Annotated in this window: 15 protein-coding genes; all 15 read left to right on the forward strand. The window is 69.5% G+C overall.

Annotated features, from left to right (window positions below):
* Positions 1-46: 46 nt before the first annotated feature.
* The 15 genes from plsY (at position 47) to HHL11_RS13205 (ending at position 14,007) form a co-directional block, all read left to right on the forward strand.
* A complete protein-coding gene (gene plsY, locus HHL11_RS13135) occupies positions 47-685 on the forward strand; it encodes a glycerol-3-phosphate 1-O-acyltransferase PlsY (RefSeq protein WP_169418809.1) in 639 nt (212 codons plus the stop codon).
* Between the two features lie 175 nt (positions 686-860).
* On the forward strand, positions 861-1,634 hold the full coding sequence (locus HHL11_RS13140; protein ID WP_169418810.1) for an SDR family oxidoreductase: 774 nt from the start codon (positions 861-863) through the stop codon (positions 1,632-1,634).
* A gap of 24 nt (positions 1,635-1,658) precedes the next feature.
* Positions 1,659-2,183, forward strand: a complete 525-nt coding sequence (locus HHL11_RS13145; RefSeq protein WP_169418811.1) for a cupin domain-containing protein — start codon at positions 1,659-1,661, stop codon at positions 2,181-2,183.
* Between the two features lie 13 nt (positions 2,184-2,196).
* Positions 2,197-3,012 carry an alpha/beta fold hydrolase gene (locus HHL11_RS13150; protein ID WP_169418812.1) on the forward strand — a complete coding sequence of 272 codons (816 nt, stop codon included), beginning with the start codon at positions 2,197-2,199 and terminating at the stop codon, positions 3,010-3,012.
* 2 nt (positions 3,013-3,014) lie between these two features.
* A complete protein-coding gene (locus tag HHL11_RS13155; protein ID WP_169418813.1) occupies positions 3,015-3,854 on the forward strand; it encodes an IclR family transcriptional regulator in 840 nt (279 codons plus the stop codon).
* 10 nt (positions 3,855-3,864) lie between these two features.
* Positions 3,865-4,662, forward strand: coding sequence for an SDR family oxidoreductase (locus HHL11_RS13160; RefSeq protein WP_169418814.1), 798 nt, complete (start codon positions 3,865-3,867; stop codon positions 4,660-4,662).
* Positions 4,663-4,804: 142 nt separating this feature from the next.
* Entirely contained in the window at positions 4,805-6,469 is a 1,665-nt protein-coding gene (locus tag HHL11_RS13165) for a thiamine pyrophosphate-binding protein (protein ID WP_169418815.1), read from the forward strand.
* A gap of 8 nt (positions 6,470-6,477) precedes the next feature.
* On the forward strand, positions 6,478-7,278 hold the full coding sequence (locus tag HHL11_RS13170; protein ID WP_169418816.1) for an aspartate dehydrogenase: 801 nt from the start codon (positions 6,478-6,480) through the stop codon (positions 7,276-7,278).
* Positions 7,279-7,289: 11 nt separating this feature from the next.
* Entirely contained in the window at positions 7,290-8,774 is a 1,485-nt protein-coding gene (locus HHL11_RS13175; protein WP_169418817.1) for an aldehyde dehydrogenase, read from the forward strand.
* 12 nt (positions 8,775-8,786) lie between these two features.
* Complete coding sequence (locus HHL11_RS13180) at positions 8,787-9,746, forward strand: VOC family protein (RefSeq protein ID WP_169418818.1); 960 nt, start codon at positions 8,787-8,789, stop codon at positions 9,744-9,746.
* A gap of 6 nt (positions 9,747-9,752) precedes the next feature.
* Positions 9,753-10,742 (forward strand): Bug family tripartite tricarboxylate transporter substrate binding protein, encoded by a 990-nt coding sequence (locus HHL11_RS13185; protein ID WP_169418819.1) that lies wholly within the window; start codon positions 9,753-9,755, stop codon positions 10,740-10,742.
* A 37-nt stretch (positions 10,743-10,779) separates the two neighbouring features.
* Complete coding sequence (locus HHL11_RS13190; RefSeq protein WP_169418820.1) at positions 10,780-11,760, forward strand: Bug family tripartite tricarboxylate transporter substrate binding protein; 981 nt, start codon at positions 10,780-10,782, stop codon at positions 11,758-11,760.
* A 21-nt stretch (positions 11,761-11,781) separates the two neighbouring features.
* Entirely contained in the window at positions 11,782-12,018 is a 237-nt protein-coding gene (locus HHL11_RS13195) for a recombinase-like helix-turn-helix domain-containing protein (RefSeq protein ID WP_169418821.1), read from the forward strand.
* Positions 12,015-13,046, forward strand: a complete 1,032-nt coding sequence (locus HHL11_RS13200; RefSeq protein WP_169418822.1) for an aromatic ring-hydroxylating oxygenase subunit alpha — start codon at positions 12,015-12,017, stop codon at positions 13,044-13,046. The genes HHL11_RS13195 and HHL11_RS13200 overlap by 4 nt, the downstream gene beginning before the upstream one ends.
* A 4-nt stretch (positions 13,047-13,050) precedes the next feature.
* Positions 13,051-14,007 (forward strand): PDR/VanB family oxidoreductase, encoded by a 957-nt coding sequence (locus tag HHL11_RS13205; RefSeq protein ID WP_169418823.1) that lies wholly within the window; start codon positions 13,051-13,053, stop codon positions 14,005-14,007.
* Positions 14,008-14,022 lie beyond the last annotated feature (15 nt).

The raw sequence follows: 14,022 nt of genomic DNA on the forward strand, positions 1-14,022 counted from the left end.
GCTGGCAAAATACGGCTTCTCGGAGAACAAAGAGGAGGAGCCGGGTTTGGACTACATCTATGCAGTGGCCGCGGTGCTCGCGGCCTATCTCCTGGGTTCGCTGGCCTTTGCCGTGCTGGTGAGCCGGGTGATGGGCCTGAAGGACCCGCGCACCTTCGGCAGCAAGAACCCGGGCGCCACCAACGTGCTGCGTTCCGGCAGCAAGCCGGCCGCCATCGTCACGCTGCTGCTCGACGCGCTCAAGGGCTTCGTGCCGGTGCTGGTGGTGCGCCTGTATGGCGACAGCATCGGCCTGGGCGACGGCACCGTGGCCCTGGTGGCGCTGGCCGCCTTCCTGGGCCACCTGTACCCGGTCTACTTCCGCTTCCAGGGCGGCAAGGGCGTGGCCACCTTCATCGGCGTGGTGTTCGGCATTCACTGGGCGCTGGGCGTCGCCACCGGCCTCACCTGGATCATCATCGCCTTCTTCTTCCGCTACTCCTCGCTCGCCTCGCTGGTGGCGGCGATCTTCGCGCCGGTGTACTACCTGCTCGGTGACCGCATGGCGTGGTACGCGGAAACGCCGATCGCCTTCGCGCTGTTCGTGATGGCGGCGCTGATGGCGTGGCGCCATCGCGAGAACATCAGGCGCTTGCTGGCGGGGACGGAATCCCGCCTGGGGTCCAAGGCCAAGTCCAAGGCCTGACCGGCCGGCCAACCGTTTCCACCAGGCCCAAGGGCGGCGCGATCTGCGGATCGCGGCCGCCCTTTTTGCATTGGTCTCGCGGCTACGGGTTTTCCCTAGTTTTTAGGGTTTTTCGTCCTCGGTACAGTCCAATCCGTTCCACATATAGATCGTTGTTTCACATACGAAACAAGACATGCCAAGCACCACCTCCAACGCCCCGCTGCTCGCCGCCCGCCGCATCCTCGTCACCGGTGCCGCCCGCGGCCTCGGCCTGTCCTTCGCGCAGGCGCTCTGCGCGCACGGCGCCCGCGTGGTGCTGGCGGACCTGCGGGCCGAGCTGCTGCAAGCCAGTGTCGCGCAACTGAAGGCGCAGGGCCACGACGTCCACGGCGTGCCGGTCGACGTGTCCGACCCCGCATCGATCACCGGCTGCGTGGCGCAGGCCGTGGAAATGCTGGGCGGCCTGGACGGCCTGGTGAACAACGCCGCCATCACCGACTCCGGCGGCAAGACGGTGGACGAACTGGACATCGAGACCTGGGACCGCGTGATGGACGTCAACGTCCGCGGCACCTGGCTCGTCACGCGCGCCTGCCGCCCGCACCTGGCCAGGAGCGGCCGCGGAGCGATCGTCAACCTGGCCTCCGACACCGCGCTGTGGGGCGCGCCCCGCCTGCTGGCCTACGTGGCGAGCAAGGGCGCGGTGATCGCGATGACGCGCACGCTGGCCCGCGAGCTCGGCGCCGACGCCATCACCGTCAACGCCATCGCCCCCGGCCTGGTGAACGTGGAAGCCACGCAGTACGTGCCGGAAGCGCGGCACCGCCTGTACGTGGAGCAGCGCGCGCTGCAGCGCGAGCAGATGCCGGACGACGTGACCGGCGCCGTGCTCTATGCGCTGTCCGACCTGGCGCGCTTCGTCACAGGGCAGCTGCTCGCCGTCAACGGCGGCTTCGTCATGCATTGAATTCGAGTGAAGGAAGAAAGCACCATGAGTGAATCCAAGGAAAAGCGCAGCTGGGACCGCCCCGAAGGCGCCAACTTCAAGGACTGGATGGAAACGCGCGTCGCGCGCTTCTCCAGCCGCAAGTACGACTTCGACGCGCTGAAGTTCCAGGCCGACTTCGACCCCAAGTACCGCCGCGGCCAGATGCGCTATGTCGGCACCGGCGGCACCGGCGTGGCCAAGGACGTGAACACGATCCCGGCCGAGCACTTCACCTTCTCCACGATGGTCATCCCGGCCGGCCACGAAGGCCCGTCGCACCTGCACACGGACGTCGAGGAAGTGTTCTTCCTGATCCGCGGCAAGATGAAGGTCGTCCTCGAGAAGGACGGCGAACGCTACGAGACCATCCTCACCGACCGCGACGTCATCTCGGTGCCGCCCGGCGTGTACCGCGAGGAGATCAACATCGGCGACGAAGACGCGCTGATGTGCGTGATGCTGGGCGCGGCCAAGCCGGTGACGCCCAGCTATCCGCCCGAGCACCCGCTCGCCAAGATCAAGCGCTGAGCGAGGCGTCGCGATGAAGACCGAGGCCCTGCTGTCCTGCTTCCCCGAGCGCGTGCTGCCCTTGAGCGGCGGCGCGCAGGTGGCCGTGCGCGAGCGCGGCACGCCGGGGCAGGGCCCCGCGCTGGTCCTGCTGCATGGCATCAGCTCCAGCGCCGCTTCCTGGGTGCCGGCGCTGCCGCAGCAGCACGTCGTCGCCTGGGACGCCCCGGGCTACGGCCTGTCTACGCCGCTGCAGCAAGCCGCGCCCGCGGCCGCCGACTACGCGCAGCGCCTGCACGAGACGCTGCTGGCGCTGGGCATCACCCGCTGCGTGCTGGTGGGCCATTCGCTGGGCTGCCTGATGGCTTGCGCTTACGCGGCCCGCAGCGAGCGCATCGAGCTGCAGCGCGTCGTGCTGATCTCCCCGGCGCGTGGCTACGGCGACGATGCGCAGGCTTCCGAGCGCGTGCGGCGCGAGCGCACGCAGGCGCTGGAGAGCAAGGGTGTCGCCGGCATCGCCGCCGCCATCGACCAGCGCCTCGTCACAGCCAACGCCAGCGACGAAGCCCGCGCCTGGGTGCGCTGGAACGCCGCCCGCCTGCATCCGCAAGGCTACCTGCAGGCCGTGCAGATGCTGGCTAACAGCACGCTGGCCGCCATCCCCGCCGGCATCCCGGTGGAAGTGCACTGCGGCGACGCCGACGTGGTGACGCCGCCCGCCAGCTGCGAGCAGGCCGCCCGCGCCCTGGGCGCGAGCTACCAACCCATTCCCGACGCCGGCCATGCCAGCCATGCCGAGCGTCCCGATGCCGTGGCCGCGATCCTGCGCGCCGCCGCCAGCGACAAGTAACGATGGCCGATACCGACAACCTCGCCGACGACAACGGCGCCGACAAGTACACCGTCCCGGCGCTGGAGCGCGGGCTGCGCATGCTGGGCGAGTTCAACCGCGACACGCGCGTGATCAGCGCGCCCGAGTTCGCGCGCCGCCTGGGCCTGCCGCGCTCCACCGTGTTCCGCCTCCTCAGCACGCTGGAAGGCATGGGCTACGTGGAGCGCCAGGGCAACGACTACCGCCTGGGCGTCGCCGTGCTGCGCCTGGGCTTCGAATACATCGCCTCGCTGGAACTTACCGAGCTGGGCCAGCCGGTGCTGCAGCGCCTGTGCGACGACATCCGCTACCCGGTGAACATCGTGGTGCGCGACTCCCGCTCCATCGTCTACGTGGCCAAGGTCACGCCGCCGACGCCCTTCGCCAGCGCGGTACGCGTGGGCACGCGGTTGCCGGCGCACGCCACGGTGCTGGGCCGCATCCTGCTGGAAGACCTGACCCTGCACGAGCTGCGCACGCTCTATCCCGAGGAGCACCTGGAAGAGTTCTCGCACAGCACGCCCAAGACCGTGCTGGAGCTGTTCGACATGGTGGAGCGCGACCGCGCCCGTGGCTACGTGCTGGGCGAGGGCTTCTTCGAGGCGAGCATCTCCACCATCGCCGCGCCGGTGCGCGACCACACCGGCCACATCGTCGCCGCCCTGGGCGCGACGATTCCTTCGGCCCATATCGACCCGGAGCGCATCGACAGCCTGGTGGCGCGCGTGCGCACCTCGGCCGACGAGCTGTCGGGCCTGCTCAATTACACGCCCCGCCGGGCGGCCGGCGCGCAGGTGCTGCCGCTGGCGCGCGGCCGCTGAAGGACACGCGATGTTCACAAGCAACTTGCAAGGCGTCACCGCCGTCGTCACCGGCGGCTCGTCGGGCATCGGCCTGGCCACCGCCGAACTGTTCCTCGCCGCTGGCGCCAACGTCGCCATCTGCGGCCGCAACCCCGAACGCCTGCAGCAGGCCGTTGCCGGCCTGCGTGAACAGTTCCCCCAGGCGAAGCTGCTGGCGCAGGCCTGCAACGTGCTGGAGCCGGAGCAGGTGCAGGGCTTCGCCGCCGCCGTGGAACGCGAGCTCGGCGCCGCCGGCATCCTGGTGAACAACGCCGGCCAGGGCCGCGTGTCCACCTTCGCCGACACCACCGACGCCGCCTGGACCGAGGAACTGCACCTGAAGTTCTTCTCGGTGATCCACCCGACGCGCGCCTTCCTGCCGCAGCTGAAGCGGCAGCCCGACCCCGCCATCGTCTGCGTCAACTCGCTGCTGGCCGCCCAGCCCGAACCGCACATGGTGGCCACGTCCGCCGCCCGTGCCGGCCTGAAGAACCTGGTGCGCTCGCTGGCCACCGAGTTCGCGCCGCACGGCGTCCGCGTCAACGGCATCCTGATCGGGCTCGTGGAGTCCGGCCAGTGGCGCCGCCGCTTCGAGGCCCGCGAGAACCGCGCCGAGACCTGGGAGCAGTGGACCGGCGCGCTCGCCGAGCGCAAGCACATTCCCCTCAAGCGCCTGGGCCTGCCGAAAGAGGCAGCGCAGGCGATCTTCTTCCTCGCGACGCCGCTGTCTTCGTACACGACGGGCGCCCACATCGACGTTTCCGGAGGCCTCAGCCACCATGCTTGACACCCACCCCCGAAGCGCCTTCGGCGCCTCCCCCTCAAGGGGGCGCCACCAGCGGCCCGGCAAAGCCGGTTCCGCGGTGGCACTGGATTGCGCCGCGCCGTTCGCAGGCCGATGAAGACTTCCTCCCGACTGGAATACTGACATGACAGACACCATCACCGTCGGCGCCGCCATCGCGCGCTTCCTCGAGGAGTGCGGCGTGAAGGCCGCCTTCGGCGTCATCTCCATCCACAACATGCCCATCCTCGACGGCATGCACGAGCGCGGCCAGGTCCGCTTCGTGATGGCGCGCGGCGAGGCCGGCGCCACCAACATGGCCGACGCCTACGCGCGCACCACGGCCAGCCTGGGCGTGACGATCACCAGCACGGGCACGGCGGCCGGCAACGCCGCCGGCGCGATGGTGGAAGCGCTGACGGCCGGCACGCCGCTGCTGCACCTGACGGGCCAGATCGAGACGCCTTACCTGGACCAGAGCCTGTCGTACATCCACGAGGCGCCGGACCAGCTGACCATGCTGACCGCGGTGTCCAAGGCGGCCTTCCGCGTGCGCAGCGCGCTGACCGCTCTGTCCACCGTGAAGCTGGCCGTGCAGACGGCGCTGACCGCGCCCACCGGCCCGGTCAGCGTGGAGATCCCGATCGACATCCAGGAAGCGAAGATCCCGCTGCCGGCCGACTGGAGCCCGCTGCCCATCGCGCGCCAGGTGCCCAGCGAGGACGCGCTCGACGCGCTGGCCGAACGCCTAGTGCAGGCCAGGCGCCCGCTGCTGTGGCTGGGTGGCGGCGCGCGCCACGGCGGCGCCGCGGTGCAGCGCCTGCTGGCTCTCGGCATCGGCGTGGTCACCAGCACGCAAGGCCGCGGCATCGTGGCCGAAGACGACCCGCGTTCGCTTGGTGCCTACAACCTGCATGCGCCGGTGGAAAAGTTCTACCAGACCTGCGACGCGATGCTGGTGGTGGGTTCGCGCCTGCGCGGCAACGAGACGCTGAAGTACAAGCTGAAGCTGCCGCGCCCGCTGTACCGCATCGACACCGATGCCGGCGCCGAAGGCCGCTGCTACCCCACGGAGTTCTTCGTGCAGGGCGATTCCGAGCTGGCGCTGAACGGCCTGGCCGACCGGCTGCAGGGCAAGATGAAAATCGATCCCGCCTTCGCCGACGACCTGCTGGCCGCGCGCATTCAGGCCGAAGCCACGCTGATCGACGGCCTCGGTCCCTACGCCGAACTGGTCGCCCAGCTGCAGTCCGTGGCCGGCCGCAACTTCAACTGGGTGCGCGACGTAACGGTCAGCAACAGCACCTGGGGCAACCGTCAGCTGCGCGTCTTCGATCCCACCGCCGGCGTGCACGCCATGGGCGGCGGCATCGGCCAGGGCCTGGCCATGGGCGTGGGCGCGGCCATCGCCGCCGCTGAGACGAAGTCCGGCCGCAAGACGCTGTGCCTGTCCGGCGACGGCGGCTTCATCCTGAACCTGGGCGAGCTCGCCACCGCGGTGCAGGAGAAAGCCAACGTGCTCTACGTGATGATGAACGACCAGCGCTATGGCGTGATCCGCAACATCCAGGACGCGCACTACGGCGGCCGCCGCTGCTACACCGAGCTGCACACGCCCGACTACGCGCAGCTGACCGCTTCGCTGCAGATGGGCCACGCCCGCGTGCGTGACTGGAAAGACCTGCCCGCCGCGCTGGACCGCGCGCAGAGCAGCAGCGGCCCCTTTCTGATGGAGATCGACATGAACGCGATCGGCAGCTTCAAGACCGCCTTCGCCGGCCCGCCCACCAAGCTGGCCCAGCCCGCCTGAGGATGAACATGCTGCGAATTGCCATGCTCGGTTGCGGCGCCATCGGCGCCGGCGTGCTGGAGCTGATCCGGGATGACGCCGACCTGGTGGTGGACACCGTGGTGCTGCCGCCCGGCGCGCATGCCGATGCCGACTGCGCGCTGGCGAAGCACGCGCCGCAGGCCCGCGTGGTGCCGCACCTGGACGGCGAGCATCCCGACCTGGTCGTGGAATGCGCCGGCCATGCAGCGATCGAGGAGCACGTGCTGCCGGCGCTGGAGCGCGGCATCCCCTGCATGGTTGCCTCGGTCGGTGCGCTCAGCGCGCCCGGCATGGTGCAGCGCCTGGAAGAGGCTGCGCGCAAGGGCAAGACGCAGGTGCAACTGCTGTCTGGCGCCATTGGCGGCATCGACGCGCTGGCCGCGGCCCGCGTCGGCGGCCTCGATTCGGTGGTCTACACCGGCCGCAAGCCGCCGCAGGCCTGGAAGGGCACGCCGGCCGAGCGCGCCGTCGACCTCGACGCGCTGACGCAGGCCCAGTGCATCTTCGAAGGCAACGCCGAAGAGGCCGCGCAGCTCTATCCCAAGAACGCCAACGTGGCGGCCACCTTGTCGCTGGCGGGCCTGGGCTTGCAGCGCACCCGCGTGCAGCTGTATGCCGACCCCGGCGTCAGCGAGAACGTGCACCACGTGGAAGCGAAGGGCGCCTTCGGCAGCTTCGAACTGACCATGCGCGGCAAGCCGCTGGCCGCCAACCCCAAGACTTCCGCGCTCACCGTCTACAGCGTGGTGCGGGCCCTGGCCAACCGCGGCCGCGCTCTCGCGATCTGAGGACTTTCGCCATGCTGCTGACCGACACCCAGGAACTGCTGCCCCTGTTCATCGCCGGCGAACGCCGGCTGGGCCGCGGCGCCGAGTCCGAGACTTTCTATCCCGCCACCGGCGAGGCCGTGGGCCGCTTGCGCGCCGCCGACGCGGCCGACGTCGAAGAGGCGATCACCGCCGCCGACCACGCCTTCCGCCACAGCGGCTGGGCGCAGCGCAAGCCGCACGAGCGCGCCGCGGTCCTGCACCGCGTGGCCGCGCTGATCCGCCAGCGGGCCGAGCCGCTGGCGCAGCGCCAGCGCCAGGACAACGGCAAGCCGATCAGCGAGACGCGCGCCCTGGTGGCCAGCGCCGCCGGCACTTTCCAGTTCTTCGCCGCCGCCTGCGAGACCTTCGAAGAGCAGATCACGCCTTCGCGCGGCGACTTCATGACCATGAGCGTCTACGAGCCGATGGGCGTCGTGGCTGCCATCACGCCCTGGAACTCGCCGATCGCGAGCGAGGCGCAGAAGATGGCGCCGGCGCTGGCCGCCGGCAACTCCGTGGTCGTCAAGCCGGCCGAAGTGACGCCGCTGATGGCGCTGGAACTCGCCGCCATCTGCGAGGAAGCCGGCGTGCCCAAGGGCGTGGTCAGCGTGGTGTGTGGCCGCGGCTCGGTGATCGGCGATGCCATCACCAGGCATCCGCTGGTCAAGCGCGTGTCCTTCACCGGCGGCACCACCACCGGCAAGCACATCGCCCGCATCGCCGCCGACAAGATGATGCCGGTGTCGCTGGAGCTCGGTGGCAAGTCCGCCACCATGGTGCTGGAGGACGCCGACCTGGACCACGCGGTCAACGGCGTGTTGTACGGCATCTTCAGCAGCTCCGGTGAATCCTGCATCGCCGGCTCGCGCCTGTTCGTGGCGCGCAAGCTGTACGACGCCTTCCTGGACAAGCTCGCCACCAAGGCCGCAGCGCTGCGCGTGGGCGACCCGGCTGACGAGCGCACGCAGATGGGTCCGCTGATCACGCCCAGGCACCGCGAGACCATTGAGTCCTACGTGGCGCTGGGCCAGAGCGAAGGCGCGCGCGTGCTCACCGGCGGCAAGCGGCCGCAAGGCGCGCTGTTCGACAAGGGCAACTACTACCTGCCGACGATCCTCGACGGGCTGACGAACAGCGCGCGAACGGTGCAGGAAGAGATCTTCGGCCCGGTGCTGGTGGCGATCCCCTTCGACGACGAAGCCGACCTGCTGGCCCAGGCCAACGACAGCGTCTACGCGCTGGCCGCCGGCATCTGGACCCGCGACTACAAGAAGGCGTGGCGCATCGGCCGCGCGGTACAGGCCGGCACGGTCTGGATCAACACCTACAAGCAGTTCTCGATCAGCACGCCGTTCGGCGGCTGGCGCGACAGCGGCCTGGGCCGCGAGAAGGGTCGCCTGGGCATCCAGCAGTACATGGAGCAGAAGAGCCTGTACTGGGGCCTCAACGAAGCGCCGCTCGCCTGGGCCAACTGAAGGAACAAGACCATGAGCGTACTGGGCATCGACGAAATCACCTACGGCGCGGACGACCTCGCCACCTGCAAGCGCTTCTTCGCCGACTGGGGGCTGCAGCTGGTGCAGGAAGAGGGCGACCGCCTCGTCTTCGAAACCTTGAACGGCTGCCGCGTGATCGTGGCCGCGCCGGACCGCGCCGGCCTGCCGGCCTCCATGGAAAGCGGCAACACGCTGCGTGAAGTGGTGTGGGGCGTGGAAAGCGAACTGGACCTCGCGCGCTTCGCGGAACGCATCCGCAAGCTGCCAAGCTTCGTGCAGCAGGACGGCCGCATCGGCTGCACCGACCCCAACGGCCTGGCCGTGCGCTTCCAGGTGACGAAGAAGCGCGCCGTGGAAGTGCAGTCCGCCGACTACAACACCTGGAACCGCAAGGGCCGCATCAACGCCGCCGCGCCGGCCTACGAGCGCGCGACGCCCATCGAAGTGGGCCACGTGGTGTTCTTCGTCAAGGACGTGGGCGCCTGCGAGCAGTTCTACGTGGACAACTTCGGCTTCGTCGCTTCCGACCACTACCCCGGCCGCGGCGCCTTCCTGCGCTGCGCTGCCGAAGGCGGCCACCACGACCTGTTCCTGCTGCAGCGCCCCGACCAGCACGCCGGCCTGAACCACGTGGCCTTCACCGTGCGCGACATCCACGAGGTGTTCGGCGGCGGCATGCACATCTCGCGCTGCGGCTGGGACACCGAACTGGGCCCGGGCCGCCACCCGATCTCCTCGGCCTACTTCTGGTACTTCCGCAACCCCGCCGGCGCGCTGGTGGAGTACTACGCCGACGAAGACCAGCTGACCGCCGACTGGCAGCCGCGCGACTTCGAGCCCGGCCCCACCGTGTTCGCCGAATGGGCCATCGCCGGCGGCATCGACGGCAACACGCGCCGCCAGAAGTCCGTCGAAGCCCCGACCAAGCAATTCATCACCGACCGCAAGTAAGAAACCATGCGCCGCAGTTCTTTCCTGATCCGCCTCGCCTCCGTTGCCGCCGCCGTGTGCGCGCTGGTGCCTGCCGCCCACGCGCAGGACCCGGCGGGCCTGGGCAGCAAGCCCTTCAGCATCGTCGCCCCGTTCCCGCCCGGCGGCCCCATCGACACGCTGGCCCGCGTGCTGGCCGACGGCCTGGCCAAGCAGTACAAGCAGGCCGCGGTCGTCGACAACAAGCCAGGCGCCAACGGCAACATCGGCATCGAGCAGGTGAAGCGCGCCGCGCCGGACGGCCACACGCTGCTGGTGGTGCCCGCCGGCAACCTGACGATCAACCCCACGCTGATGCACAACCTGGGCTACGACGTCGACCGTGACTTCGCCCCGGTGAGCACGCTGGCCCGCGCGTCCAACGTGATCGCGGTGAACCCCAACGTGCCGGCGAGGAACATCGCCGAACTGGTGGCGCTGTCCAAGGCCAAGCCCAACACCATCAGCTATGCGTCGCCCGGCGTGGGCAGCGGCCTGCACCTGGCCGGCGAGCTGTTCCGCCAGCAGAGCGGCGCCGACATCCTGCACGTGGCCTACAAGGGCACCGCGCCCGGCCTGAACGACGTGATCGGCGGCACCGTGCCCATGATCATCGGCAACCTGCCGGCGCTGCTGCCGCAAATCCAGAACGGCAAGCTGCGCCCGCTGGCCGTGACCGACCCGCAGCGCGACCCCGCCATCCCCAGCGTGCCGACCTTGGCCGAAGCCGGCGTGCCCGGCGTCGCCGTGACCTCGTGGTACGGCGTGCTGGCACCCAAGGGCACGCCGCCCGCGGTCGTCGAGCAACTGGCCAAGGACGCCGCCCGCATCCTCAACGAGCCGGCCAACAAGGCCAACCTGGAAAAGATCGGCCTGCATGCCTGGCTGGTCCCCACCGCCGCCTTCGGCGACCTGATCCGCAAGGAAACGGCCACCTGGGCCCCCGTCATCCGCAGCCGAAAGATCGAAGCGCAGTAAGCCGCGCATCCACCCTCCCGCCCGCAAGGACACGCACATGAACCTGAATCGCCGTCACGCCCTGGCGCTCGCCGCCGCCCTCGCCACCGCAGTCGTCGCCGTGCCTGCAGCGGCGCAGGACAAGTGGCCCAGCAAGCCGATCACGCTCGTCGTGTCCTACCCCGCGGGCGGCGACACCGATGCCATGGCCCGCCTGTTCGCCGAGAAGCTGCAGGGCCGCCTGGGCCAGACGGTGATCGTGGACAACAAGCCGGGCGCCAGCGGCATCATCGGCAACTCCTTCGTCGCCAAGGCGCAGCCCGATGGCTACACGCTGCTGCTGTCGCCCAGCACCATCTCCATCGCGCAGCTGGTGGTGAAGGCCGGGCCGGCGACCACCTACGACGTGCTGAAGGACTTCTCGCCCATCGTGCTGACCGCGACGCAGCCGCTGTTCCTGGTGGCCGGCCCCAACGGCGCGAAGGACGTGAAGGAGCTGCTGGCCGAGGCCAAGGCCAAGCCGCTGTCCTATGCCAGCCCGGGCAGCGGTTCGCCGATGCACATCCTGGGCGAGCTGTTCAACAAGTCCGCCGGCGTGAAGATCGCGCACGTTCCGTACAAGGGCGTGGCGCCCGCCATCAACGACGTGCTGGGCGGCCACATTCCGCTGACCTACATCACCTGGGGCCCCGTGGAGCCCTACATCGCCACCGGCAAGGTGCACCCGCTGGCCGTGGCCGACAAGGTGCGCTCGCCGCTTGCGCCCAACGTGCCGACGCTGGAAGAACTGGGCGTGAAGGGCGTGGAAGTGGGCGCCTGGCAAGGCCTGATGGGGCCGAAGAACCTGCCGCCCGAGATCGTGAAGACGCTCAACACGCACATGAACGAGATCCTGAAGATGCCCGACGTCGCCGCCAAGATGAAGGTCTTCGGCGCGCTGCCCGCCGGGGGCGAACCCGCCCGCCTGGCCAAGGTCAACGCCGAGGACAACGCGCGCTTCGGGAAGATCATCAAGGAATTCGGCATCCAGGCCGATTGAGACACCGAGGAGACAAACGCCATGGACACCGACCGCTACCTGCAGCCGCAACAGGCGCGCCAGCGCCCGCCGACCATCTTCGAAGACCTGCTGGGCGACGCCATCGAGCGCGCCTTCGCCGCGGGCAACCACACGCTGCCCGAGCTGGTGGCGCACCTGAACCGCGAAGGCCTGCCGGCCGGCAACGGCCAGCCCTGGACCGAAGACAGCTTCAGCGCGCTGATGGCGCGCCTGGGCCGCGAAGGAGACGCCGCATGACCACCATCGCCATTGCCAACGCCGCCGCCGACCCGGTGGAGAAGCTGCTGACCTTCGGGCCCAAGAACCTCTGGTACGCGGTGTGCCCGTCCGGCTTCGTCGGCGAGAAGCCGGTGTCGCTGCGCCGTTTCGGCCGCAAGCTCGCGCTGTGGCGCGACGCCAGCGGCCAGGTCCACGCGCTGGAAGACCACTGCCCGCACCGCGGCGGCCCGCTGTCGCAAGGCGTGGCGCTGGGTGACCGCATCGCCTGCCCGTATCACGGCGTCGAGGTGCGCTGCGACGGCACTGTCACCAAGGTGCCGGGCAGCCCCGGCTGCAAGCTGGAAGGTTCGCGCCCCGCGCTGGCCTTCCACGTGAAGGAAGCCCACGGCGCCATCTTCGCCTTCAACGCCGACAAGAACATCGACGAGCCGCCGGCCTTCACCTTGCCGGAGGAACTGAGCTCGCCCGAATTCTCCAGTTTCCTCTGCTACTCCGAGTGGAAATGCGACTGGCGCTACGCCATGGACAACGTGATGGACCCGATGCACGGGACCTTCCTGCACAAGCAGTCGCACTCCATGGCCGAGGGCGACAGCACGGCCGCTTTCCGCATCCGCGACACCGAGACCGGCTTCGTGTTCGAGAAGACGGGCCAGCGCGGCGTCAACTTCGACTGGACCGAGTGGGGCGTCACCGGCACGGCCTGGATGCGCCTGGAGATCCCGTACCCGAAGACGGGCGGCCCCGGCGGCAACTTCGCCATCGTCGGCTGCGTCACGCCGATCAACGAGCGCATGAGCGCCATCTTCTTCTGGCGCTGCCGCAAGGTGGACGGCTGGATGCGCGACACCTGGCGCTTCCTGTACCGCAACCGCCTGGAGGCGCGCCACTGGGCGGTGCTGGAGCAGGACCGCGTGATGCTGGAAGCCATGGAGCCCGACGCCAACCAGCGCGAGCACCTGTACCAGCACGACATCGGCCTGGTGCGGCTGCGCCGCTTCCTGAAGACGATGGCGACCGAGCAGGCGCAGGCGGCAGCGGGCTGAAGCCATGAGCATGTTGCAGGCCTTCGTGCAGCAGATGCGGCACGAGGCGGACGGCATCGTCAGCGTGGAGCTGCGGCCGGCGGCGGGCGGGGAGTTCCCTGCCTTCGACGCCGGCGCACACATCGACCTGCATCTCGCCAACGGGCTGGTGCGCAACTACTCGCTGCTGAACGCGCCGGGCGAGCGCCACCGCTACGTGATCGGCGTGCTGCGCGACCGCGCCAGCCGCGGCGGCTCGCGCTACGTGCACGAGCAACTGCGGGTGGGCATGACCTTGGCCATCGCCGCGCCGCGCAACAACTTCGCGCTGCATGAGGACGCCGGCCACAGCGTGCTGATCGCCGGTGGCATCGGCATCACGCCGATCCTGTGCATGGCCAGGCGGCTGCGGGAGCTGGGGCGGCCGTTCGAGATGATTTACCTGGCGCGTTCGCGTTCCAGTGCCGCGTTTCTCGACGAGCTGCGCCGGCTCGACGTGCCCTTGAAGACCCACTTCGACGACGAGGCCGGCGGGCCGCCGGACCTGCGCGCGCTGCTGTCCGCGCATGCACCGGCTGCGGACCTGCATCTGTACGCCTGCGGTCCCGCGCCCTTGCTGGACGCTTTCGAGAAGCATTGCGCCGACCTGGGCCACGAGAACGCGCATATCGAGCGTTTCGCCGCGGTGGAGCACAAGGCTGCGGATGATGCGCGCAAGACCTACGTGGTGAACCTGGTGAAGAGCAGGAAGAGCTTCACCGTGACGCCGGACAAATCGCTGTTGGACCAGCTGCTGGAAGCCGGCATAGCGGTCGACCACAGCTGCTGCGAAGGCGTCTGCGGCACCTGCCAGACCCGCGTGCTGGAAGGCGTGCCGGACCACCGCGACTCGATCCTCACGGCCAAGGAAAAAGCCGGCAACCAGTGCATGATGGTCTGCGTGTCGGGGTGCAAGAGCGAGACGCTGGCGCTGGATCTGTAATACAGGCACGGTAGG

The organism is Ramlibacter agri, from assembly GCF_012927085.1.
In the GTDB taxonomy this organism is placed as follows: domain Bacteria; phylum Pseudomonadota; class Gammaproteobacteria; order Burkholderiales; family Burkholderiaceae_C; genus Ramlibacter; species Ramlibacter agri.

Coding starts and splice junctions, on each gene's coding strand:
- HHL11_RS13180 (WP_169418818.1), top strand. CDS start 8,787: ATGAGCGTACTGGGCATCGACGAAATCACCTACGGCGCGGACGACCTC.
- HHL11_RS13145 (WP_169418811.1), top strand. CDS start 1,659: ATGAGTGAATCCAAGGAAAAGCGCAGCTGGGACCGCCCCGAAGGCGCC.
- HHL11_RS13160 (WP_169418814.1), top strand. CDS start 3,865: ATGTTCACAAGCAACTTGCAAGGCGTCACCGCCGTCGTCACCGGCGGC.
- HHL11_RS13165 (WP_169418815.1), top strand. CDS start 4,805: ATGACAGACACCATCACCGTCGGCGCCGCCATCGCGCGCTTCCTCGAG.
- HHL11_RS13200 (WP_169418822.1), top strand. CDS start 12,015: ATGACCACCATCGCCATTGCCAACGCCGCCGCCGACCCGGTGGAGAAG.
- HHL11_RS13140 (WP_169418810.1), top strand. CDS start 861: ATGCCAAGCACCACCTCCAACGCCCCGCTGCTCGCCGCCCGCCGCATC.
- HHL11_RS13195 (WP_169418821.1), top strand. CDS start 11,782: ATGGACACCGACCGCTACCTGCAGCCGCAACAGGCGCGCCAGCGCCCG.
- HHL11_RS13190 (WP_169418820.1), top strand. CDS start 10,780: ATGAACCTGAATCGCCGTCACGCCCTGGCGCTCGCCGCCGCCCTCGCC.
- HHL11_RS13155 (WP_169418813.1), top strand. CDS start 3,015: ATGGCCGATACCGACAACCTCGCCGACGACAACGGCGCCGACAAGTAC.
- HHL11_RS13185 (WP_169418819.1), top strand. CDS start 9,753: ATGCGCCGCAGTTCTTTCCTGATCCGCCTCGCCTCCGTTGCCGCCGCC.
- HHL11_RS13205 (WP_169418823.1), top strand. CDS start 13,051: ATGAGCATGTTGCAGGCCTTCGTGCAGCAGATGCGGCACGAGGCGGAC.
- HHL11_RS13175 (WP_169418817.1), top strand. CDS start 7,290: ATGCTGCTGACCGACACCCAGGAACTGCTGCCCCTGTTCATCGCCGGC.
- HHL11_RS13170 (WP_169418816.1), top strand. CDS start 6,478: ATGCTGCGAATTGCCATGCTCGGTTGCGGCGCCATCGGCGCCGGCGTG.
- HHL11_RS13150 (WP_169418812.1), top strand. CDS start 2,197: ATGAAGACCGAGGCCCTGCTGTCCTGCTTCCCCGAGCGCGTGCTGCCC.